General features: G+C 56.6%; 22 protein-coding genes. 9 read left to right on the forward strand and 13 right to left on the reverse strand.

The genetic code is table 11. The features are described from left to right. Nucleotides 1–32: 32 nt before the first annotated feature. The 3 genes from topA to plsY all read right to left on the reverse strand — a co-directional run bounded on the left by topA (nucleotide 33) and on the right by plsY (nucleotide 4,347). On the reverse strand, nucleotides 33–2,576 hold the full coding sequence (gene topA / locus DXH95_RS05695) for a type I DNA topoisomerase (protein ID WP_115548433.1): 2,544 nt from the start codon (nucleotides 2,574–2,576) through the stop codon (nucleotides 33–35). Between the two features lie 79 nt (nucleotides 2,577–2,655). Further along, on the reverse strand, nucleotides 2,656–3,747 hold the full coding sequence (dprA, locus tag DXH95_RS05700; RefSeq protein WP_115548434.1) for a DNA-processing protein DprA: 1,092 nt from the start codon (nucleotides 3,745–3,747) through the stop codon (nucleotides 2,656–2,658). Between the two features lie 6 nt (nucleotides 3,748–3,753). Continuing rightward, nucleotides 3,754–4,347 carry a glycerol-3-phosphate 1-O-acyltransferase PlsY gene (plsY, locus tag DXH95_RS05705; RefSeq protein ID WP_115548435.1) on the reverse strand — a complete coding sequence of 198 codons (594 nt, stop codon included), beginning with the start codon at nucleotides 4,345–4,347 and terminating at the stop codon, nucleotides 3,754–3,756. A 93-nt stretch (nucleotides 4,348–4,440) separates the two neighbouring features. Here plsY and murI point away from each other — a divergent pair, with 93 nt between their 5' ends. The 3 genes from murI to DXH95_RS05720 all read left to right on the forward strand — a co-directional run bounded on the left by murI (nucleotide 4,441) and on the right by DXH95_RS05720 (nucleotide 7,122). Further along, nucleotides 4,441–5,256 carry a glutamate racemase gene (gene murI / locus DXH95_RS05710; RefSeq protein WP_115548436.1) on the forward strand — a complete coding sequence of 272 codons (816 nt, stop codon included), beginning with the start codon at nucleotides 4,441–4,443 and terminating at the stop codon, nucleotides 5,254–5,256. Nucleotides 5,257–5,338: 82 nt separating this feature from the next. Beyond that, nucleotides 5,339–6,559: a 5-aminolevulinate synthase gene (gene hemA / locus DXH95_RS05715; RefSeq protein WP_115548437.1), complete on the forward strand. Its 1,221-nt coding sequence runs from the start codon at nucleotides 5,339–5,341 to the stop codon at nucleotides 6,557–6,559. Nucleotides 6,560–6,612: 53 nt separating this feature from the next. Then, nucleotides 6,613–7,122, forward strand: a complete 510-nt coding sequence (locus DXH95_RS05720) for a DUF1993 domain-containing protein (RefSeq protein ID WP_115548438.1) — start codon at nucleotides 6,613–6,615, stop codon at nucleotides 7,120–7,122. Between the two features lie 19 nt (nucleotides 7,123–7,141). Here DXH95_RS05720 and DXH95_RS05725 read toward each other — a convergent pair whose 3' ends face one another. From DXH95_RS05725 to DXH95_RS05740, 4 genes are all read right to left on the reverse strand, one after another. Beyond that, nucleotides 7,142–7,795, reverse strand: a complete 654-nt coding sequence (locus tag DXH95_RS05725) for a class I SAM-dependent methyltransferase (RefSeq protein ID WP_115548439.1) — start codon at nucleotides 7,793–7,795, stop codon at nucleotides 7,142–7,144. 2 nt (nucleotides 7,796–7,797) lie between these two features. Beyond that, nucleotides 7,798–9,015: a BtaA family protein gene (locus DXH95_RS05730; RefSeq protein ID WP_115548440.1), complete on the reverse strand. Its 1,218-nt coding sequence runs from the start codon at nucleotides 9,013–9,015 to the stop codon at nucleotides 7,798–7,800. A gap of 91 nt (nucleotides 9,016–9,106) precedes the next feature. Continuing rightward, a complete protein-coding gene (locus DXH95_RS05735) occupies nucleotides 9,107–9,703 on the reverse strand; it encodes a GNAT family N-acetyltransferase (protein WP_115548441.1) in 597 nt (198 codons plus the stop codon). Then, complete coding sequence (locus DXH95_RS05740) at nucleotides 9,700–10,686, reverse strand: threonine ammonia-lyase (protein WP_115548442.1); 987 nt, start codon at nucleotides 10,684–10,686, stop codon at nucleotides 9,700–9,702. Before DXH95_RS05740 ends, DXH95_RS05735 begins: the two co-directional genes overlap by 4 nt. 54 nt (nucleotides 10,687–10,740) lie before the next feature. On the opposite strand from DXH95_RS05740, the gene DXH95_RS05745 reads away from it, so the two are divergent. From DXH95_RS05745 to DXH95_RS05770, 6 genes are all read left to right on the forward strand, one after another. Next, nucleotides 10,741–11,949, forward strand: a complete 1,209-nt coding sequence (locus tag DXH95_RS05745; protein ID WP_115548443.1) for a saccharopine dehydrogenase family protein — start codon at nucleotides 10,741–10,743, stop codon at nucleotides 11,947–11,949. Continuing rightward, the gene (locus DXH95_RS05750) at nucleotides 11,949–13,103 is read left to right on the forward strand and encodes a carboxynorspermidine decarboxylase (RefSeq protein WP_115548444.1); all 1,155 of its coding nucleotides are present in this window, start codon (nucleotides 11,949–11,951) and stop codon (nucleotides 13,101–13,103) included. The genes DXH95_RS05745 and DXH95_RS05750 overlap by 1 nt, the downstream gene beginning before the upstream one ends. A gap of 230 nt (nucleotides 13,104–13,333) precedes the next feature. Next, nucleotides 13,334–14,014 (forward strand): hypothetical protein, encoded by a 681-nt coding sequence (locus tag DXH95_RS05755; protein ID WP_147291691.1) that lies wholly within the window; start codon nucleotides 13,334–13,336, stop codon nucleotides 14,012–14,014. A 214-nt stretch (nucleotides 14,015–14,228) separates the two neighbouring features. Beyond that, nucleotides 14,229–15,440, forward strand: a complete 1,212-nt coding sequence (locus DXH95_RS05760) for a type III PLP-dependent enzyme (RefSeq protein ID WP_115548446.1) — start codon at nucleotides 14,229–14,231, stop codon at nucleotides 15,438–15,440. 67 nt (nucleotides 15,441–15,507) lie between these two features. Beyond that, nucleotides 15,508–15,930 (forward strand): MAPEG family protein, encoded by a 423-nt coding sequence (locus DXH95_RS05765; protein ID WP_115548447.1) that lies wholly within the window; start codon nucleotides 15,508–15,510, stop codon nucleotides 15,928–15,930. Between the two features lie 22 nt (nucleotides 15,931–15,952). Continuing rightward, nucleotides 15,953–16,390 carry an MAPEG family protein gene (locus DXH95_RS05770; RefSeq protein WP_115548448.1) on the forward strand — a complete coding sequence of 146 codons (438 nt, stop codon included), beginning with the start codon at nucleotides 15,953–15,955 and terminating at the stop codon, nucleotides 16,388–16,390. Nucleotides 16,391–16,398: 8 nt separating this feature from the next. Here the strand turns inward: DXH95_RS05770 and DXH95_RS05775 are convergent, their stop codons facing one another. From DXH95_RS05775 to DXH95_RS05800, 6 genes are read right to left on the reverse strand one after another with little or no spacing between them, the layout of a single operon-like run. After that, nucleotides 16,399–17,601, reverse strand: coding sequence for a class I SAM-dependent RNA methyltransferase (locus DXH95_RS05775; protein WP_115548449.1), 1,203 nt, complete (start codon nucleotides 17,599–17,601; stop codon nucleotides 16,399–16,401). A gap of 45 nt (nucleotides 17,602–17,646) precedes the next feature. Further along, a complete protein-coding gene (locus DXH95_RS05780) occupies nucleotides 17,647–18,030 on the reverse strand; it encodes a hypothetical protein (RefSeq protein WP_115548450.1) in 384 nt (127 codons plus the stop codon). A gap of 60 nt (nucleotides 18,031–18,090) precedes the next feature. Then, nucleotides 18,091–19,947, reverse strand: a complete 1,857-nt coding sequence (ilvD, locus tag DXH95_RS05785) for a dihydroxy-acid dehydratase (protein ID WP_115548451.1) — start codon at nucleotides 19,945–19,947, stop codon at nucleotides 18,091–18,093. Between the two features lie 58 nt (nucleotides 19,948–20,005). Beyond that, a complete protein-coding gene (locus DXH95_RS05790; RefSeq protein WP_115549423.1) occupies nucleotides 20,006–20,734 on the reverse strand; it encodes an N-formylglutamate amidohydrolase in 729 nt (242 codons plus the stop codon). Next, entirely contained in the window at nucleotides 20,731–21,558 is an 828-nt protein-coding gene (locus DXH95_RS05795; protein WP_115548452.1) for a 4-(cytidine 5'-diphospho)-2-C-methyl-D-erythritol kinase, read from the reverse strand. Before DXH95_RS05795 ends, DXH95_RS05790 begins: the two co-directional genes overlap by 4 nt. Before the next feature lie 4 nt (nucleotides 21,559–21,562). Further along, entirely contained in the window at nucleotides 21,563–23,110 is a 1,548-nt protein-coding gene (locus DXH95_RS05800; protein WP_115548453.1) for a tetratricopeptide repeat protein, read from the reverse strand. Nucleotides 23,111–23,150 lie beyond the last annotated feature (40 nt).

The raw sequence follows: 23,150 nt of genomic DNA on the forward strand, positions 1-23,150 counted from the left end.
ACGCCCCGGCACAGGCTGGGGCAGAAGCAGGCTTACTTGGCTTTCTTTTTAGGTGCAGCCTTTTTGGCAGGGGCTTTCTTTGCGGGCGCCTTCTTCTTCGCCTTGCCCTTCGCCGGCCCCTTGGCCGCACGTTCGTCAATCAACTGCGCGGCTTCCTCCAGCGTTAGCTGGTCGGGCGCAATTGTCTTGGGGAGCGTTGCATTTGTTGTGCCATCAGTGACATAATTGCCGTAGCGGCCTTCCATCAGCTTGATCTCGGCCTCTGTGCGCGGATGATTACCCAATGTTTTCAGAGGTTCGCGAGAACCGCCATTGCGTGATCGGCCATTGCCATTGGCTGCCTCTGCCAGTTTGACGACAGCGGCGTTCATACCGGTTTCGAAAACTTCGGCGGTCGACTGCAGACGAGCATATTTGCCCTGATGCGCGAGATAGGGGCCATAGCGCCCAATGCTCGCCGTCACGGGTTCGCCGCTTTCCGGGTGCGTGCCGATTGTGCGCGGCAGCGACAGCAGTTTGACGGCCCAATCGAGCCCGAAGTCGTCAGATGGAATATCCTTGGGGATGGATGCACGCGCGGCTTCCTTGCCCTCGCCCATCTCGACATAGGGGCCAAAACGTCCGGACTTGCGGCTAATGTCCTCGCCAGTTTCCGGATGTTTTCCAAGCACTTCGGGTCCATCTGACGTCATGCCGTCGGCGCCGCCGGGTTGGGCAAATTTGCGGGTGAATTTGCACTCGGGGTAGTTTGAACAGGCAACGAAGGCGCCGAAACGCCCGCCGCGTAGCGCAAGCTTCCCGGTACCGCATTTCGGGCAAATGCGCGGATCGGTTCCATCTTCCCGCTCGGGGAAGAGATAGGGCGCCAGGAACTTGTCCAACTCAGCCGTTATGTCCGAAGGCTTCTGCTCCATGACTTCGGCAGTTTTCGGTTTGAAATCGCGCCAGAAGGCCTCGAGCACGCGCTGCCAATTGGCATCGCCCGCGCTGATCTCGTCGAGCTGATCTTCCAGACCTGCCGTGAAATCATATGCAACGTAGCGCTCGAAAAAACGTTCGAGAAATGCTGTTAATAATCGCCCCGATTCCTCTGCAAAGAAACGGTTTTTTTCCACACGTACATAGGACCGATCTTTCAGTACCTGAATCGTCGAGGCATAGGTTGACGGACGGCCGATCCCCAGTTCTTCCAGCCGCTTGACAAGGCTGGCCTCCGAATAACGCGGAGGGGGCTGGGTGAAATGCTGCATTTTCTCGACCGATTTCTTAGCGGGCACATCACCCTTGTCCATCGCCGGCAGCAAGGCGCCGTTTTCATCGTCCTTGTCGTCGATGCCTTCTTCGTAAAGTGCGAGGAATCCCGGGAATTTCACGACCTGACCGGTAGCACGCAACCCGATCTGGCCGGTGCCGTCGAGCAAATCGACGGTCGTCCGCTCCATCCGAGCTGACGCCATCTGGCTGGCGAGCGCGCGTTTGTAGATCAGGTCATAGAGCTTGGCATGATCGCCAGAGCCCACCTTGTCCTTGCCAAAATCGGTCGGACGGATGGCTTCATGCGCTTCCTGCGCATTTTTTGCCTTGGTCTGGTAGACCCGCGGTTTGTCGGGCAGATAGCCTGCATCATAGCGGTTGGCGATCGCGCCACGTGCGGCAGAAATTGCGCTATGATCCATCTGCACGCCATCGGTACGCATATAAGTGATTGCGCCATCTTCGTAGAGATTTTGCGCGATCCGCATCGTGTGGCTGGCCGAAAAGCCCAGCTTGCGTGCGGCTTCCTGTTGCAGGGTTGAAGTGGTGAAGGGCGGTTGCGGATTGCGTGTGACCGGTTTGGTTTCGACGCTGTCGACGCTGAAATGCCCGGCTTCGACCGCGGCGCGAGCTTCCTCGGCGCTACCCTCCATACCGAGCGCCATTTTGTCGAGCTTTTCGCCGTTGTAGCGCACAAGGCGGGCGTCGAAGCCCTGCCCCTTATGTTCCATTTTGGCGGTGACCGACCAATATTCTTGGGCGCGAAACGCTTCGATTTCGCGATCACGTTCGACAATCAGCCGCAGTGCCACCGATTGCACGCGCCCAGCCGATTTCGCACCGGGAAGCTTGCGCCACAACACCGGTGACAGCGTGAAACCCACCAGATAATCAAGCGCACGCCTGGCACGATAGGCATCGATCAGGTCATGATCGAGCTCGCGCGGATGCGCCATCGCATCGGTAACTGCTTGCTTGGTGATGGCGTTGAAAGTGACCCGGGATACATTTTTGGGAAGCGCTTTCTTATTCGCCAGCACTTCCTGCACATGCCAGCTAATCGCCTCGCCTTCGCGATCAGGGTCAGTTGCGAGGATCAGGCCGTCCGCCTTCTTCGCCTCATCGGCGATTGCTTTCAGTTGCTTGGCCTTGTCCGGATAATTGTCCCACAGCATGGCAAAGCCGTTATCGGGATCGACCGAACCGTCCTTGGGCGGCAGGTCGCGGACATGGCCATAGGATGCGAGAACCTTATATCCGCTCCCCAGATATTTCTCGATGGTCTTGGCTTTTGCGGGTGATTCGACGACGACTAACTTCATGGATTTTCGATCTTTTCTCACACTCTCACGTACGCGCATAGATTGGCGGGGGGATTTTGGGGTCGTCAAGCTGCAAAAATCAGGCGGTCAGGCGCACCCTTGCCCCTGCCCCGCGTTCGAGGCGGCCAGCCAGTTCAAGTTCGAGCAACACCATCTGTACCTGCGCCGATGGCATGCCGGACAGGCGCACCAGTTCATCAACGGCTGCAAAATTGGGGCTGAGCAATTCGAAAATGGCATTCCGTTCGCCATCGCCAGCCTCTGCGATGAAATCGAAATGCGGCTGTGCCGATGGCTTGGATCTCACGCGCTGATCGAGCGGTGCGATCAGCTCTGCGATTTCACCCGCATCCTGAACCAGCGTCGCGCCTTCGCGGATAAGCTGGTTGCAGCCGCGCGAACGCGGATCGAGTGGTGAGCCGGGAATAGCCATCACTTCCCTGCCCGCCTCACCTGCCAGCCTAGCCGTAATCAGCGAGCCGGATTTGGGAATAGCCTCGACCACGACGGTACCTGCTGACAGTCCTGCGATGATACGATTGCGGTAAGGGAAGTGGCGCGCTCTGGGTTCGGTGCCCGGTGGCATTTCGGCAAGCAGCAGACCTTCGGCAGCAACCCGCTCCTGCAACTCGGTATGTTCGGGCGGATAAACGGCGTCTATGCCACCCGCGATAACGGCGATGGTCCCGGTTGCGAGAGCCCCCTGATGCGCCGCTGCATCGATCCCACGCGCCAAACCCGACGTCACGACAATGTCCCGCTGCCCCAACTCTTGCGCGATATTGCGCGCCATACGGCATCCCGCAGCCGAGGCGTTACGTGCACCGACCATCGCGACATTGATCTGGGTGGCCAGCGCGATGTTGCCTTTGTAGGTCAAAACCGGCGGTGCATTTTCCAACTCGCCGAGCAATGCGGGATAATCGGCATCGTTGATAAACAAATAATGCCCGCCTACCCGGGCCAGATATTCGATTTCTCGATGGATTGCTTCCGGCCCTGCTGCCGTCAGCTTGCGACCACCTACCCGAGCGGCGAGATCAGGCAGTGCTTCAAGCGCCGCACTTGCCGTTCCGAACCGCGCGATCAACTGACGATAACTGATTGGCCCGACATTGGGCGAACGGATTAGTCGCAACCGGTCAAATATGTCGATATCGCTGACCGCCATCGAGGATTATTTCTGCCCTATGCGCGGTTCCGTCCCCGCCATTAACCGCTGGATATTCTCCCGGTGCTTCCAGAAAATAATCAGGCTGCAGGCGATAAGGGGGATGACAATTTCGACCAGTCCCAGAAACGCAGCGGCCAATGGCGCAACTGCGGCGGCCACAAGACCGCCCAAGGACGAAATTCTCGAAGCAAGCAACACGCCTATCCACGCAGCGCCGTAAATCAGTCCTAAAGGCCAGTGCAGACCAAAGAGGATTCCGGCATAGGTTGCCACGCCCTTGCCGCCCTTGAAACCCAGCCAAATCGGATAGAGATGTCCGAAAAAGGCGGCGACGGCAGCTATCACTTCACTTCCGGGCATCAATTGCCGTGCTAGCAGAACTGCCGCCACACCCTTCAGCAGATCAAGGAGCAGCGTAAGTGCCGCCAGCCCCTTGCGTCCCGTGCGCAACACATTGGTCGCGCCGATATTGCCCGAGCCGATTTCGCGAATATCGCCCGCGCCGCCAAATCGGGCGAGTAGCAAGCCGAAGGGTATCGACCCCAGCAAATAGCCCAGCAAGGCCGCACTTCCGATTTCCATCCAGACTGTTGGCATCTCCGACTCCCTCTGCTGCCAGATGGTTATCGACATCCGGGGATACACTCAAGGCCGGTTGCCTCTGCTTCGACCCTTGTCTATCTGCGCGGCATGATTTCACCCGAAGCTCCGATACTGGTTTTTGATTCCGGCATAGGTGGGCTGTCGGTTCTGGCGAAAATCCTTAAAGTCCTGCCACAGGCACCAATCGTTTATTCCGCGGATTATGCTGGGCTGCCTTATGGTGAGAAAAGCGAGATAGAAGTGGCCACGCGTGTCTGCGCATTCCTTGGCCGTCTGTCGGAGCGGTATCGCCCCAGACTGGTTGTTATCGCCTGCAATACCGCTTCAACGATAGCATTGGCGCATGCCCGGGCCGTGTTAGGCGTGCCGATTGTCGGCACCGTCCCCGCGATTAAACCGGCTGCCGAACAGACACAAAGTGGTGTGATCGGCCTGCTCGGTACGAAGGCAACGATCCGGCAAGCCTATGTCGATAAGCTTGAGGCCGAACATGCCGGGGGAAAGACTTTGCTGCGCCATGCATCGCCGGATCTTGTCGCAGCCGCCGAAGCCAAGTTGCGCGGAGAAACACCTGATCCAGCGATTTTCGCAGCTGCCATTGCGGGGCTTGCCAGCCAGCCACAGGGTGACCGGATCGACGAAATCATTCTTGGCTGCACCCACTTTCCGCTGGTCCAGGAAGAGTTGGCCATGGCATCCAAAGTGGCTGGATTGGACGAAAATCTGGGCTTTGTCGACGGTTCGGACGGGATTGCGCGTAGGGTTTTTTATTTGACCGAAGGACAGCCTTGGCCGGATAGTCCGGCTGCAGGGATATTCGTCTCAACCGGGCCGGTCGAGCAGATCGAACCCTATCGTTCGGCGCTGGAACGGTACAATTTGACCCAGATCATGTCACTCTAATCGGTTTATTGCGAATAGTTCGCGCTGGATTTCCGTTTTGACCCGCATTATTGGGCGGGCAACCAACAGGGCTTAGCTTGCCATGAACTACGACGAAATTTTCGACAAGGCTATCGATCGGCTCCACGCAGAGGGCCGCTACCGCGTGTTTATCGATATCCTGCGCAACAAGGGCAAATTCCCCAATGCGCGCTGCTTTGCGGGCCATAATGGGCCAAAGCCAATCACCGTCTGGTGCTCGAATGACTATCTGTGCATGGGTCAGCATCCCAAGGTGATTGCCGCCATGGAAGAGGCGCTGCACGATGTCGGCGCGGGTTCGGGCGGCACGCGCAATATTGGCGGCAATACGCATTACCATGTTGAACTGGAGTCTGAACTCGCCAGCCTGCATGGAAAGGGCGCGGCTCTACTCTTCACCTCGGGCTATGTCTCGAACGAAGCGACGCTCGCCACGCTCGCCAAGATTTTGCCGGGTTGCATCATCTATTCGGACGAGCTGAACCATGCCTCGATGATTGCAGGCATCCGCAATTCAGGCTGCGAAAAGCGCGTCTGGCGGCACAATGATCTGGCACATCTCGAAGAACTTCTCGCCAATGACGATCCGGCGCTGCCCAAGCTGATCGCGTTTGAAAGCGTCTATTCGATGGATGGCGATATCGCGCCGATCGCTGCAATCTGCGATCTGGCCGACAAATATAACGCTATCACCTATTGCGACGAAGTGCATGCAGTTGGCATGTATGGCGAGCATGGTGGTGGTATCACCGAACGTGATGAGGTTGCCGACCGGGTAACGATCATCGAAGGCACGCTGGGCAAGGCGTTCGGCGTGATGGGTGGCTATATCGCGGCCGACCAGAAGATTGTCGACGTCATCCGCAGCTATGCGCCGGGCTTCATCTTCACGACCTCGCTGTCACCGGTGCTGGTCGCGGGCGTGCTCGCTTCGGTGAAGCACCTCAAGCAGTCAGGTGAAGAACGGGCCGCGCAGCAAGCCAATGCCGCCCGCCTCAAGGAATTATTTGCAGAAGCCGGGCTACCGGTAATGCAGAGCGTGACGCATATTGTTCCGCTGATGGTGGGCGATCCGGTGAAGGCAAAAAAAATCAGCGACACTTTGCTCGCCGAATATGGCGCCTATGTGCAGCCGATCAACTTCCCCACCGTCCCTAGGGGCACGGAGCGGCTGCGCTTCACCCCCGGCCCGCAGCATGATGAAGAGATGATGCAGGATCTGACCAACGCACTGGTTGAGATCTGGGGTAGGATGGAATTGAAGGTCGCGCAGGCTGCTTGACCGCTTCACTCATCACTCCTAGATAAGTTGCAAAATGCAACTAGGAGTTTGAGATGAACCTCGCCGACTTTACGCTGACTTCGTTCGAGCAGATGCTCGGCACCTTCGATCATTTACTTGCAAAGGCGGAAGCCGACCCCCGCGGCGAAACCTTGCTGGGTGAAAAATTGACCGACGACATGCTGCCGCTGGCGACTCAGGTGCGCTTTGCAACGCAGCAGGTGGTCAATACATTGAATCGATTGACGGGTACTTCGCTACCGACGGCTGACACGGATCATGGCAGCCTTGCGGAAGCTCGGGCCCATTTGTCAGACATGCGTGAACTCGTCCGCTCTACAAAGCCGGATGCTTTTGTTGCCGATGACACAGTGGTTTCTTTCGACCTCCCGAACGGAATGGCATTTGAAATGTCCGCAGCGGAATATGTCCGTGACTGGTCGCTGCCCCAATTTTATTTCCACATCATGACCGCCTATGCAATTCTGCGTAAAGCCCGAATTCCCTTGGGTAAGGCGGATTATGTCGGTTATATTGCGCGGTACGCCAAGCGGCCTGACTGACCCTTCGCAAGCTTGTTTACTAACCTATGGTGATAATGCGGCTGTAATCACGGTACAGCGTTTCACATCTGAAATCCTGCTGCAAAGTGCGCGCCAGCGCATCCGCATATTCCGCCATATCGCCCCTTGGCGCTACATGGAAAATCTCCAGCCAGCGAAAAAGCAGGGCGCGGAACGCCTTTGGCATATCCTCCTGCATACCGAAATCAACGATGTGTAAGCTTCCTTGCGGTGCAAGCAGCGTGAGCGCCCAGCGTACCGCCGCTTGCCATTCCGGTATCATTGAAAGTGAATAGCTGCACACGATGCGGTCGAAACGGCGGCGACCAAAAAGTTCGTAGGAGTCAAATCCGGTAGCATCACCTTGCGCCACCTGGATGCGCTCCTCCATTGCGAAGTGGTGGATATTTGCGTGTGCCGATTTGAGCATCTCGGTGGAGATATCGAGGCCATAAAGGCGGCATTCGGGCCAGTGCCGAGCAATTTTGATCAAATTGCGTCCGGTTCCGCAGCCTATTTCAAGCACTGTTCCACCATGCGGCACATCCAGCCCATCGATCAGCCGGTCACGCCCCAAAAGATAATATTTGCGGGTTGCGTCATAGATATGACGCTGCCCGCGATAGATATTGTCCATCAGGCCTGCATGATCGTTCCCTAATGTCGTTGCCATATTCAGTCCTTGAGGATGTAGAGATGTACACCGCCGTAAATTGCTGAACGGTCCCTTAGGGTGAAGTCCAGAGATTGCTCCGCGCGATACTCCCAGAGATCGAGAAGCGGGTCCGATACACGACCAGGCAAGAGGCTCGGCTCGGCAGCCGTCCGGAACAAAACGCGCGCTCCGGGTCGAGCGGTCCGGGTTATTTCCGACCATAGATGGTTCAGTTGGACGTCATCCATCCAGTCCTGCGCGTCGAGCAGGACATAACGATCAAAACTTTCAGCCTCTGATTGCGCCAGCATCTCGACAAAATTGGCGTGACGGATATCGATGCGTCCTGCCCGCTGCTTTATTTGGTTATAGTTGCAGTGCTGCAGATAGGGCGGCAGCGGCGCATTGCTCTGTTTGCCATAACCACGGCCAAATGCCTGCCAAGCGAAATAATTGTCCTCGAGATCGAAACCGCAGGCCAATTTTTGCAGCCGTTCCTTAAGGACATCGGCCATCCGCTTGTCACCAGCCAGGACATCAAACTGGGCTGGCGGAATACCGAGGCCGAAGAGCGATGCGGGCTGGTCGGTCAGCCAGCGGACAAATTTTCGGTCAAAAATCGGCGCAAATTTTTTGTCGAATATCCGCCGCTGTTCTTCAATGGAAGTCGCCTGCAAGAGAATTGCCGGATCGACACGATGAAGCTTTGCGACCGCATGTGCGAGACCAATAAAGCTACCCAGCAGGCCCTTTCGATAGAGGCCTTTGGTAAAGCCGCCTATACGCTGTCTGCCGATAAGGTCCCGCCCTTCCCAATAGCGCCGGCTGGTATCGTCCAAATGATCGCGAATATGCGCCTTATAGGTGCGCAAATTGGTTGGCGTATCGGCATCGGCAAAGAAGCGGCGGAAATGCGCATAATCCGGCAATCGCTGAAGGGCTGCAACCTTGAGCCGGTTGAGCGCGATATGCGCGGTATTCAGATCGACCGCTACGATTTCACCAGGGTCAGTGGTCAGGTAGGAAAGAACGTTGCATCCGCCACTGGCAATTGTCGCGACACGGCTTCCGGGCCGGATATCGAGCGCCGCCATATCGACCACCGGGTCTTCCCAGATTTGCGCATAGACCAAACCACGAAAGGCAAAGGCGAAGGCGCGGTCGAGCAGCTTCTGCTTTTGCGGGGCGGCATCGCGGATAACCGCTGCTTCGATCTTGGCGCTACGCGAAATAGACATGCGATTCTCCCGAAACGTCAGGATTGCTTAGCGCACGCATGTGACGCAACGATGCCGCTTTGGTTACAGTTTCAGGACTGTTCTGCGTAGCTCAGATTGAAGACGGCTGCCGCATCATCCCCCAAAAATGGGGACCGCCTTTGGGCACATCCCACTCGCAAGTGATGGCAAAGCCGAGCCTCTGATACAGCGGAACATTTTCGGGGGTTGCCGTTTCAAGCCAGCTGGGCAGACCTTCTGTGTCGGCTCTAGCTAGTCCCTCACGTATGATGCGCCCGCCCCAGCCCTTGCCCTGGAATTCAGGGCGTACGCCGACGAAGTGGAGATACCAGAAATCGCCTTTGGGCCGGTGGCAATCAATACCCTCTACCACCCGTTGCGCGCGCGGCAGGGCGAAGCCGAAAATCTTCATCATCGACCATAATTCGCGCAACATCGGACCGGGCTCGCTTTCAGCTTTTCCCGGTGCCCGCCAAAGTGCAGCGGCTTCATAGCCGGTCGAGTGCACTACTCGTCCCGACTGGGCATCATCGTCGACCAGCAGGTCAAACAGCCTCGGAAGGCGTGTCCTTCGCAGCGCTTCGTCGTTTAGGATATAGGACAATGCAGGGTCGGTCTGGAAAGCCAGCGACAATGTGTGATTAACCTCGGCAAAGCCGTGTGTTTCAGCGTCGAAAAAATCGGTCATGCGGTGCCTCCAACCATGGCATGATAGGTGTCCCAATCGACATTGCCGCCCGACAGCGTGATCACGGGTGTAGCTTTCAGTTCAACCTTGCCTGCAAGCACCGCCGCCAATGCTGCAGCGCCGCCCGGTTCGACGACAAGATGCAATTTTTCAAAAGCCAGTCGCATTGCTGCAGCAATCTCAACGGGTTTGACAACCGCACTGCTCGCCACCCGCAGTTTGAGAATATCAAAGTTGATCGGATAGGTGCGTGGCGTCTGGAGCGCATCGCAAGGCGTTGGATGGTGCTGATCCGTCACAGACACAATTTCGCCTGCCGCCAGCGAGCGGATGACATCATCCCAGCCTTCGGGTTCTGCAATCGAAAGCGTGGCTTCCGGGCAGGCCAAAGCCAGCCCGCCCGATAGCCCGCCTCCGCCGCAACAGGCTATGATATGAATTGGGCCATCCAGGCCGCGAGCCTTCAATTGCGCCTCTGCCTCCAGCCCAAGCGTCCCCTGCCCCTCGATTACCCAAGGATCGCCAAAGGCATGCACCAACGTTCCACCTGTCCGTTCGACCAATTCGGCGGCAATTGCATCACGATCCTGCCCTGGTCGTTTGTAAAGCACGACTTCAGCACCCAGCGCCTGTGTCGCCTGTATCTTCGCTTTGGGGGCATTTTCCGGCATTACGATAATGGCCGGAATACCGAGCCGTTTTGCTGCCCAGGCGACGCCTTGTGCATGGTTGCCGCTGGAAACACCCACAACGCCGCGTTGACGCTCTTCATCGCTGAGATCCGAAATCCGATGCCACGCGCCGCGTATCTTGAACGCGCCAATCGGCTGCAGCATTTCGGCCTTGCACCACAGCGTTCGTCCATCAACCTCCAGCGGCAATAGCGGCGTTGGCGGCAAAATCTCGGCGACTTTGGACATCGCACGAAGCACGCCTTCGCGACTGGGCTTGCGTTTGGGATCGCGCAATTCTTGTTCTGTCATCAAAGCCCTCTATATGCCTTCGCCATAACGAATCTTTGTCGAAGGGCGTAACAGATGAGCAGGGTTTTGGTAATCGGTGCCGGTGGTGTCGGCTCGGTCGCGGTGCACAAGATGGCGATGAATGCCGATATTTTCACACATATCAGCCTCGCAAGCCGCACAAAAAGCAAGTGCGACGCGATTGCCGCGTCGGTCAAGGAACGCACCGGCGTCGTAGTGGACACCTATGAAATCGATGCCGAAGAGGTCCCGGCCCTCACCCGTCTGATCGAAAAGGTACAGCCTGCGCTCGTCGTCAATCTGGCGCTACCCTATCAGGATCTCGCCATCATGGATGCCTGCCTTGCTGCTGGCGTGCATTATATGGATACGGCGAATTATGAGCCCAAGGACGAGGCCAAGTTCGAATATCACTGGCAATGGGCCTATCAGGACCGCTTCAAGGATGCAGGGCTGATGGCGCTGCTCGGGTCCGGTTTTGACCCCGGCGTGACCAGCGTATTCACCACCTACCTCAAAAAGCATCATTTCGAACGGATCGACACGCTCGACATCCTTGACTGCAATGGTGGCGACCACGGCCAGGCATTCGCGACTAACTTCAACCCCGAAATCAACATCCGTGAAGTCACTGCGGTTGCGCGCCATTGGGAAAATGGGGACTGGGTGGAAACCCCGCCCATGTCGGTAAAGCAGAGTTTCGACTTTGAGGCTGTTGGCCCCAAGAATATGTACCTCATGTATCATGAGGAAATCGAGAGCCTCAAAACCCACCTGCCCGAAATCAAGCGCATCCGGTTCTGGATGACCTTCGGCGATGAATATATCAAGCACCTGACTGTGCTGCAGAATGTCGGTATGACTCGCATTGATCCGGTCAAATATCAGGGCGTCGAAATCATTCCGTTGCAGTTCCTGAAGGCCGTTTTGCCCGAACCCGCGTCGCTTGGCCCCACGACCAAGGGCAAGACCAATATCGGCTGCATTGCGACCGGTATCGGCAAGGACGGCAAGGAAAAGACCCTCTACATCTACAACATCTGCGACCATGAAGACGCCTATGCCGAAACCGGCAATCAGGCAGTCAGCTACACCACCGGTGTGCCTGCAATGATCGGCGCTGCTTTGATCGTAAAGGGTCTGTGGCGCGGACATGGGGTGTATAATATGGAACAATTCAACCCGGATCCTTTCATGGAAATGCTAAACCAGCACGGCCTGCCCTGGCAGGTGAAGGAACTGGATGGGCCGCTGGATTTCTGATGGAAACCAGAGCCGGCGATCCCGGGGCCTTTGCCCGATTTGACCTGAACCGCGTTCCTACACCTGCCTTTGTCGTGGATGAAGTTGCGGTGCGGCGGAACCTAGCGATCCTCGCTGATGTGAAGGCGCGGTCAGGTGCTAAAGTGCTGTCGGCGCTTAAAGCCTTTTCGATGTGGTCGCTGGCCGATGTCGTGGGCGAATATCTAGATGGCGTGTGCACCAGCGGGCTGTGGGAGGCGCGGCTTGCGCGTGACCACTATAAGGGTGAGATCGCAACTTATTGCGCAGGCTATAAGGCGGCTGATATGGCGGAGATTGTGGCGATATCCGACCATGTCATCTTCAACTCGCCGATGCAGCATGCGCGATTTGCCAGCTATTTGGATGCCAGCACGGACGTAGGCCTGCGCATCAACCCCGAACATGCCGAGGGCGAGGTGGCAAAATATGACCCCTGCTCGCCACATTCGCGCTTGGGCTTTCCGGTCAGCCAGTTAAAAGTAGAGCATCTGGAAGGCGTATCTGGTTTGCATTTCCACACGCTGTGCGAGCAGGATTTTGAACCGCTGAAAAGGACATGGGAGAGCCTGAAACCCAAGATCGCGCCCTATTTCGGCCAGCTCAAATGGCTCAATTTCGGTGGCGGCCACCATATCACCCGCGCCGATTACCAGCGCGACGATTTGGTCGAATTCATCAAGTCCGTTCGGGCCGAAACCGGGTGTGACGTCTATCTAGAGCCCGGCGAAGCGATCGCACTTGATGCTGGAATATTGGTTGGCGAACTGCTCGATGTTTTCGACAATGGCATGCCTATCGGCATCACCGACATCAGCGCCACCTGCCACATGCCCGACGTGATCGAAGCCCCCTACCGCCCGGCTATGCTCGGTGAACGCACCGAAGGCCCAGCAATACGCCTCGGCGGCCCCAGTTGTCTTGCAGGAGACATTATCGGCGACTATCGCCTGCCCGTCCCAGCCGAACCCAGCCACCGCTTCGCCTTCCTTGATCAGGCGCATTATTCTATGGTCAAAACCACCACCTTCAACGGCGTCCCCCTGCCCTCCATTTGGCTTTGGAACAGCGAGAGTGACGAATTGCGCTGTGTGCGTGAATTCGGTTGGGAAGAGTTCCGGGATCGTCTCAGTTAACGCCCAACGTCCGGGTTATTAAATTGACCGACTGACTGCAGCCGTGGTAATTGTAAAATAAGGGTCGTATCGAGAAGGGGAGTAGCTCGATGCCTTATCGTCACGCGCCTTATTTCGTCGGCTTTGTGTTGCTGGTCATCCTGACAGGCTTTTGGGCCAGCTATTGGTCGACTATCGGCAACATGCCGTTGGCATTTCATCTCCATGCGATAAGTTCGTCGACCTGGCTGTTGCTGCTGATCGTCCAGAGCGTGGCAATCCAACGCCGATTGAACGGATTTCACAAACAAATGGGTCAGGCTAGTTTCGTTCTTTTTCCCTTCCTCATTCTCGGTTTCATGATGATCATCGACGTTTCGGCGCAGCGTTATGCATCAGCCGACAACCCGTTCATCCTCCACAATGGGCCCTCATTCGGTTTTGGGATGGCAATCGCGATTGCCGCATACCTCACGCTCTACTATCAAGCGCTCAAGACACGCCGCAATGTAAAACTGCATGCCGGATATATGCTGGCTACACCGCTTATCCTGTTTGAATCACCTTTTTCGCGGGTGATTGAACAGTTTTTGCCGTGGATGAACTTTATCGGAAGCGAGGGCCCGCAGGCTGTGCAGGACACCATCGCGATTAGCGACGGCATGGGCATATTTTTTGCAATGACGCTGTACTTCTTGGACCGGAAGCATGGCGCACCTTGGTTGGTCGCTTCATTCTTCATGGGATTGCAGGCGATCGTCATGTGGTATGCCCCATATATTCCGGAATTGGGGCCGATGTTTCTTGCATATGCTCAGATACCGCTTGCTGTATCGGCATCGGTAGGTGTTGGCGCAGGCGCGCTTGCTGCATGGTTGGGATGGCGCGCAAGCAGTCGCGCAAAACGTCCACAAACAAAGGTCGCCGTTTAAGCTCCGAAAACACGACTTGTGCTTTGATAATCGGCGCAACAGTCGCTTTGCCGTCATGAAAAAGTCACACCCATTTCGATGCAAAATGGGGTGCGTTTTTTCTTTACATCTACTCCCCCGAATCATATAGCGCCCTTCCGCTGCCCCAGGGGGACTTCCAATAACCGCAAGGCAGCCTTGTTGTTTACAGTTTATTTTTTGGGGGTCCCTTGAGTTGTACAGCTATCCTGACGCATCGTCCCTAGTCCGCGCGCTCCGCCCGGACGAACCGATTACGCTCCTTCGCCCGCATGCCGCGGAACGCGCAGCCCGCTTCTTTGTCGAGAAGTTTCCGGGCAAGTCGCTCTATGCGGTAAAGGCCAATCCTTCGCCCGCGCTGCTTGAAACGCTATGGGCGGCAGGCATTACCCATTATGACGTTGCTTCGCTCGGCGAAGTGCGGTTGGTGCACAAATTCCTGCCTGATGCGAAACTGTGCTTCATGCACCCGGTGAAGTCCGAGCGTGCAATCGCACAGGCCTATCACAACCATGGCGTGCGCACCTTCAGCCTCGACAGCCATGAAGAGCTCGAGAAGATCGTTCGTGCAACCGCGACTGACGGCACAGCCGCAGCTGATCTAGAACTCTGCGTACGCATCCGTGTGTCCTCGGATCATGCCAAGCTGAGCCTTGCCGCCAAATTCGGTGCCGAGCCTGCTGAAGTCGCGGACCTGCTGGTCGCGACCCGTCAGGCCGCCGATAGCCTTGGCATTGCTTTCCATGTCGGCAGCCAGGCGATGACGCCGCTGGCCTATGCCGAAGCGATGGAGAAAGTGCGTGCGGCAATCGTGGAAGCTTCGGTTACGGTCGATATCGTCGATGTCGGTGGTGGTTTTCCTTCGGTTTATCCCGGCATGGAGCCTCCGCCGCTCGAAGCCTATTTCGAAACAATCCACCGCACGTTCGAAGATTTGCCGATCAGCTACTCGGCAGAGCTTTGGTGCGAGCCGGGCCGTGCGCTGTGCGCCGAATATGCTTCCTTGCTGGTTAAGGTTGAAAAGCGCCGCGACAATGAGTTGTACATAAACGACGGAGCCTATGGCGCGCTTTTCGATGCAGCGCATGTTAGCTGGCGCTTCCCGGTCGAGTTGATGCGCGAAAGCGGCAGCGACGAGATAAGCGAGTTCGCTTTCTATGGCCCGACCTGCGACGATATGGATTATATGGCAGGCCCGTTCCTGCTGCCCGCCGACGTGAAGGCCGGCGACTATATCGAAATCGGCATGCTCGGCGCCTATGGCTGTGCGATGCGCACCGAGTTTAACGGCTTTGGCGAGACCGAGGATTTTACGGTCGAGGATGAACCGATGGCCAGCCTCTACACGCGCATTGCCGCCAATGATTTGGGCAACGTCCATCACATTGGCAAACGCTCTGCGCAATAAGTTGCATTTGACAATTTACACTGGCTGAAGCACCCTCCCCGTCATTGAAAACGGGGAGGGTTTTCTTATGGATACGACGATACTCGCACCGGCAGCCGTTCTGGTTGCTTGGTCTTTAATCATGCTCGTCTGGCTTGCGGTTGCGCGCTTTGGAACGCTTGCAAAGCTAGGCAGCAAAGAACCGCCTGCCCCCGGACTTCGAGGTCAGGACATTGACCCCATGCTCGGCACAGCTGCGTGGAAATCGCACAATTATACGCACCTTATGGAGCAACCGACGATCTTCTATGCCGCGGTCTTCATCCTGCACATTGCAGGTGCGGCTTCACCGTTGATGGTCAAGTTCGCATGGGCCTATGTGGCACTGCGCATCATCCATTCGGTCTATCAGGCGGTGGTCAACAAGGTGATGGTACGCTTTTCGATATTCATGCTGTCGAGCGTTTGCCTCATTGTCCTGTCGGTCAACGCTTTGATGGCGACGCTTTGATAACAATAAGGGAGGAGTAACTATGGAACATGCAGAAATTCTGAAACCGGTCGCGGTACTCGCGGGCTGGACGATGCTGATGTGGATATGGATGTACGCCACGCGCATCCCTGCGATCAACAAATTGCCCAAGGATGCCACACCGGGTGCTGATGTGGGTTGGACGGGCTCGAAACTGGAAGGTCTGCTTCCCGGCAACATCCAGTGGAAGGCACATAATTATAATCACCTGCACGAAGCGCCGACGGTGTTTTATGCGGTAGCCCTGTTGCTGGCCATGATTGGTCAGGGTGATGGCCTGAACGCCACTATCGCATGGGCCTATGTGGGCCTGCGCATCGCGCACAGCCTGTGGCAGTCGCTGGTCAACAAGGTCGCGGTTCGCTTCCTGTTGTTCGCCTTGTCGTCACTCGCGCTGATGGCGCTGGTGCTGCACGCCATATTGGCAGTATTTCATTGATTTGAAAGTCACTGGCGGGTGAATTCGCCCGCCAGTTCGACATGAGTTGACCAGCGAAATTGCCCGACAGGCCATATCCGCTGAAGCCTGAAGCCACCTGAAATTAGTGTCTTTGCATCGCGTGCAAAGCTGGATGGGTTGCAGCTTACATAGGCGATCTTCGACACATCCGATTTCGCAAGTTCGGCAACCTGTTCACGCGCACCAGCCCTTGGTGGGTCGAGGATAACGGCACCGAAACGATTAAGTTCTGCTGTCGTCAATGGCCGCCGGAATAGGTCACGGTGCTCTGCGAACAGCGACAGGCCAGCCTTGCTTGCCGCCGCCTTCATCGACAGCAGCGCCGCCCGTTCAGCTTCTGCAGCGAACACCTTGCGGCCCTGAACAACGGCAAAGGCAAAGGTTCCAAGTCCGGAAAACAGATCTGCCACCAGCTTGGCCTCGCCAACAATCGCTTGCACTGCCAAAGACAATGCCTGTTCGCCATCCAGAGTGGCCTGCAGGAAGCCATAAGGCGGATAGGCCACAGCAATGCCACCCAATGTGACTGTAGCTGGTTCAGGCTCCCAATAGGTCGTCGGGCCGTAGCCATCGTCGGTTGAAAGCCGTGCCAGATTGTTTGCAGTTGCAAAGTCGGTCAGCGCTTCGTGCGTTTCCAGACCTTCGGGCGACCATTGTTCGATCAGGACATCGACGCCCTGATCAACCAGTGCCAGCTTGATCTCGACATTTCGCTTGGGCCCGATGCGCGGCGCAAGAAAGGCTCTCAGCGGTTCGAGCACCGCGAAAAGCTCCCGTGCCATGATGTCGCATTGCTTGAGGTCCACGATACGGTGGCTCTTTTCCGAACTGAAGCCTAATTGGAATTGCTTGCCAGCCCATGCAGACCGCACTGCAACACGTCGTCGGCTATGTGGAGGAGAGATATGCACCGGCATGAATTCGGGGAGCGCCAGATCCTGCGCCGATAGCGCATGGACGATGCGGTCCTGCACAAAAGTCTTGAGAACCTCTTCGTCCAAATGCTGCAACTGGCACCCACCGCATAGCTGGAAATGCGGACATGGCGGGTCAATATGGTGCGGGCCGTGGATCAGCCCGCCGCCCGGATTCAGGCTATCGCCCGGCGCTGCAAAGGGCACATGCCTACCGTCGGCGGTCACACCATCACCACGTGAGGCTATGCGGATGATTTCGTCAATATTGTTCACAACAGCGCCTTGCCCGTGCGGGCCAAGCTAAGCAAGCCCGCTGGGCTATTTCTGCGACGATGCTTTGATGTCCGCAGGCAGGCGATATTTGTCATCGCCTGACCTGACTTCGATCATCCCGCCACCGATCAGATTGATGGTCGTTTCGTCAAATCCATCAGCCGGGGAGAGCCCGCGGCCATCGGTGAGAATGTTGAAACGACGAAATCCGCCATTGGGATGGCGAATAACGAGCATCTTGCCATTCTCGCCCGGCATGGTTTCGGTCGAGCATTCGCGCGCAAATGCACTTTTGCCGGCGAGCGCGCATTCAACTTTATTTGCTGTAGAGGCTGCGCCACCCGATTGTTCTGCTGACTCTCCACCGCAGGCCGCAAGTGCGGCGCTGCCTGCAAAAGCGAAAGCAAGACGATAGAATAAAGGCTTCATGCGCCATCTATAACGGCTTCAGCATTCAGCCTCTAGCGCATTAACCCTGCTTTTGGTCGGCTATCCGCGCGGTTTGCTGACAAGTTGGGATACGTCGCGGATCGCGCCGCGCGCCGCACTGGTCGTCATCGCTGCATAAGCCTGCAATGCGACCGAAACCTTGCGCGGACGTTCCTTCGCCGGTCGCCAGCCCTTGGCATCCTGCGCCACCCTGCGACGGGCAAGCTCGTCTTCGCTGACTGCCAGATGGATTGAGCGGTTGGGGATGTCGATTTCGATAATATCGCCATTTTCAACCAGCCCGATTGTGCCACCTTCCGCCGCTTCAGGGGAAACATGGCCAATAGAAAGCCCCGAGGTACCGCCCGAAAAGCGACCATCGGTGAGGAGTGCGCAAGCTGCACCCAGGCCCTTGGATTTAAGGTAGCTTGTCGGGTAAAGCATTTCCTGCATTCCCGGCCCGCCTTTCGGCCCTTCATAGCGGATGACCACGACATCGCCAGCCTCAACCTGGCCGGTCAAAATCGCGGTTACCGCCGCGTCCTGGCTTTCATAGACCTTGGCGGGGCCCGTAAACTTCAGGATACTCTCATCCACGCCTGCCGTTTTCACGATGCAGCCATCAAGTGCGATATTGCCGTTCAACACAGCCAAACCACCATCTTTCGAAAAGGCATGTTCTGCAGATCGGATAACGCCCTTCTCGCGGTCGAGATCCAGATCCGTCCACCGACGCGATTGGCTAAAGGCGGTTTGTGTTGGAACGCCACCTGGTGCTGCCTTGAAGAAATTCTGCACATCCGGGTCGCTTGTGCGCGAAATATCCCACTTATCGAGTGCTTCCCCCATCGTCCGGCTATGGACCGTGGGAAGATGCCGGTGAATCAGGCCCGCACGGTCAAGCTGACCGAGAATTGCCATTATCCCGCCAGCGCGATGGACATCTTCCATATGCACATCGCTTTTTGCAGGGGCCACTTTTGAAAGGCATGGCACTTTTCGCGACAGCCGATCAATATCCGACATGGTGAAATTGATTCCACCTTCATAGGCAGCAGCCAGCAGGTGCAGCACCGTATTGGTCGAACCGCCCATCGCGATATCCAGGCTCATGGCATTTTCGAAAGCTTCAAAGCTGGCTATGTTGCGCGGCAGGACGCTCTCGTCTTCTTGCTCATAATAGCGGCGGCACAGTTCGACTGAAAGTCGGCCTGCCTCCAGAAAGAGTTGCTTACGATCAGCGTGGGTCGCAAGTGTCGAACCATTGCCGGGGAGCGAAAGCCCCAGCGCCTCGGTCAGGCAGTTCATCGAATTGGCGGTAAACATGCCTGAACAGGAACCGCAGGTCGGGCAAGCCGAGCGCTCAATGGTTGCAACTTCCTCGTCACTATATTTTTCGTCGGCAGCGGCAACCATCGCATCGACAAGATCGAGCGCGACTTCCTTGCCTTTCAGGATGACCTTGCCCGCCTCCATTGGCCCGCCGGAAACGAAAACTACGGGAATGTTGATACGCAGCGCCGCCATCAACATACCGGGCGTGATCTTGTCGCAGTTCGAAATGCAGACCATAGCGTCGGCGCAATGCGCGTTGACCATATATTCGACACTGTCGGCAATCAGGTCGCGGCTGGGCAGAGAATAAAGCATCCCGTCATGCCCCATCGCGATGCCATCATCGACGGCGATGGTGTTGAATTCCTTGGCAACGCCTCCCGCAGCCTCGATCTCGCGCGCAACCATCTGGCCGAGATCCTTCAAATGGACGTGCCCCGGCACAAACTGGGTAAAGCTGTTGACCACCGCAACAATCGGCTTGCCGAAGTCGCTATCCTTCATGCCCGTTGCGCGCCAAAGGCCGCGGGCACCTGCCATATTGCGGCCATGGGTAGAGGTGCGCGAACGAAGGGCGGGCATGAGGGAGACTCCTGTAATATTATTTCACCAAAATGGCGTTTGCAGGCGCCTTACAGCGCTAAGCCCGCAGTTTCAACGCCACTTCGTTGCAAATCCGCACAAGGCGTTCTGCCCATACAGACTGCCCCATTGTGTCTCGTATCTGGTCCTGCCGGATTTCGATACCCAGATAGGGCCTACCATGAGCTTCGCAATGGCGGTTCATCGTCGCGTTGAGCAGTTTGCCTGAATAGGGTTGCTGGTCGCCAACGCACAGGCCCTCTGCCTTAAGCAGCGGAATTGCGATCCGTGCTGCGCCGTCATCCTCGTTATACAAAACGCCAACCTGCCAAGGTCGTTGCTTCTCTGGATGACTTTCCAATTGCGGAGTGAAGCTGTGCAGCGAGAGTGTCAGCACAGGCCGATGCTGTTCCAGCAATTCGGCGAGTTTTGAATGATAAGGCCTGAAAAAGCGATGGAGGCGCGCCTCATACGCTTCATGGTCGAGGGCGTTTCCCGGTATCGCATGTCCATCGCTGGCGATCGGAATCGCCGCAGGTTGATGTTCCTCCCGGTTGAAATCGCAAACCAGACGGCTGACATTGCCGAGAAACGCCGCATAGCCTGCACTTTCTGACATGATTTCGGCCAGGCCTGCCACGCCTATGTCGATGGCAATGTGCTGCTGCAGCAAGGTCGGATCGATGCCCAGATCGATATCATCCGGAACGCGGTTAGACGCATGATCGCTGACAACCAGGATGCCACCTGCCTTGGGTTCACCGATCAGTTTCCAAGCGTCATTCATCGCAGCACCGTTGGCAGCAACCACCAGTCCGGCCTCGTTGCTGATATGGCTTGTGCGGCTCCATCCCTTTGGTCCAACGAATCGAAAAGCGCAAAGCAAGTCGCACCGGAACCTGACATACGCACGAACGTGACGCCCGGTTGCACCTGAAGCTGAGCAATCACCTCAGCGATTTCCGGAACTAACCCGATCGCCGGCGCTTCCAGATCATTGCGGGCATGCCGCCAGTCCTGCACTTCTAGCGCCCCCCAATCAACCCTGTCCCACGCTTTGAAGACCGGACCGGTCGGACATGGCTTCAAAGGATTGACGAGCAGGATCGGTGTGCCAGCGATGTCGTGGACAATCAATGCGGTAAGCTTTTCACCAACGCCGCTGCCGAAAACGGTCTGCGACTGCAGGCATGCCGGAATATCTGCGCCAAGATCGATCGCGATTTCGTGCATCATTGCATCGGGAATAGCGACTTCCCACAGTCGCGTCAGAAGGCGTAATGCGGCTGCGGCGTCAGCCGAACCACCGCCAATTCCCGCGGCTACAGGCAGGCGCTTGTCGAGCTTGATTGTCGCCCCTTGCCTCGTCCCACTGGCCACCTGAAGCGCCTTTGCAGCGCGCAAAACCAGATTGGAGTCATCTGCCTCCAAACCCTCGGCAAACGGCCCGGTGATCGAAAGTGAAAGCGTATCTGCCGGCTCCGCTGTCAAAAGGTCACCATCTTTCGCAAAAGCAAAAAGCGTTTCCAGTTCGTGATAGCTATCCTCGCGCCGTCGCCGGACATGCAGCGCAAGGTTGATTTTGGCGTAGGCAGTTTCGCTGAACAGCATCGGCTTAGGGTGCGGCCGTCTCTTTGGTCCAGCCAAAGTCGATTTTTCGGGTCAAACGCACTGCCACATCACCTTCAGCTGCCAGCGCCGCAGCCTTCCAGGCGAAACGTGCTTCAGATTTGCGACCTACTGACCAGTAAGCGTCCCCCAAATGCTCATTGATTGCGACATCGCCTATTGCCGACTTTACGGCTGCTTCGAGTAATGGAATGGCAATGTCGAATTCACCCTTTAGAAAGTGCGCCCAACCGAGGGAATCGGTAATTGCTGCCGATTGCGGCGCAAGTTCATAAGCTTTCGACACCAGTTCAAAACCACGCTTCACATCGATGCGCCGCTCCAGCAACGAATAGCCCAGATAGTTCAAGACTTGAGCGTTCCTTGGCGCGAGCAAGAGGGCCTCCTCAAGGGCTTTTTGTGCACCATTCCAGTCACCACCGGCATCCAGAGCGGATGCCAGCAGCAATAGGTGCATCGCGCGGATCGAACCGCCACCTTCCGTAGCGTTCAAGTCAAGCAAGCTACGATAAACAGGAATGGCTTGTTCGCGCTGTCCTGCTTGTTCCAAACGTTGGGCGTATAGCAATTTTAGTTGTGCTGATTTTGGCTGTGCATCAAGTGCGGTTTTGGCAACTGCCACAGCCATATCCGGGGTATCCGCCAACTGCGTTTGATTAACTACTGATTGAAACCAGAATGGTGAATTGGGAGCGATGGTTTTCAGTATGGCCGACGACTTTTGGTTGAGGCCCTGACGCTGAAGAAGCTCCGCCAGTGACAGTTTCGCCGCATCGCTTGTTGGCGCAATCCACTGGCCAAGACGCGCAAAATACAAAGCATTTTGTGGTTGCTTCTGTTCGTCCAACGCAATCGCAAGACGGGCGAACATCATCGCAAGGCCGATATCAGCTGTTACTTTCGAAGTAACGTAATTGCCCTGCTCCAAGCCAATTTGACGGCCAAGGGCAGAGGCAAATTCCTGATCTCCTGAACGCGCGAATTCGCCCATTGCATGGCCTGCAAGGAAGCGACCATGGGGTTCGTCATACCCCCTGAAATTGCGCAGCCGGAGTTTACCTTGGGCGATATTCCCTTCCGCGAGATCGAAATACACCAACTGGTCGTCGCCATAATATGCTGTGAGCCCGCCTGTCATCAATTGGGACGCAGAAAAACCCGATGCGCGCCCTTGGGCTACGTTCAGCCAGCCATTCAGCATGGGTGCCATGAAAGCAAAATCGCGCTTTGCTTCGAGTTCGGCAACCGCCGCACTCGCCTCGCCCCATTTTTTCCGGCGAAACGCATCGACAAACCCCAGCAAGGGAGCATCGCTATCGGTCGTTTGCGCCTTCTGCCCAAAGCGTATGGCGGTCAGCGCATCGGCGAAGTTGCCTTCGCGCACTGCTGCGGCCAAAAGGTTGCTGGCCGCCGCCTCACTATCGGGGCTGCGCGCCAGCAATTTTGCATAGCTTTTCAACGCTGCGTCGCCCTGGCCCGCAAGTTCGAGGCGCTGCGCATCCCAATACAGGTCACTTGGCTCTGGTGCCGCCAACGATGGTGCGGAACACAGCAGCAATATTGCCAGCGAATAG

This window comes from Sphingorhabdus pulchriflava, assembly GCF_003367235.1.
Lineage (GTDB): Bacteria > Pseudomonadota > Alphaproteobacteria > Sphingomonadales > Sphingomonadaceae > Sphingorhabdus_B > Sphingorhabdus_B pulchriflava.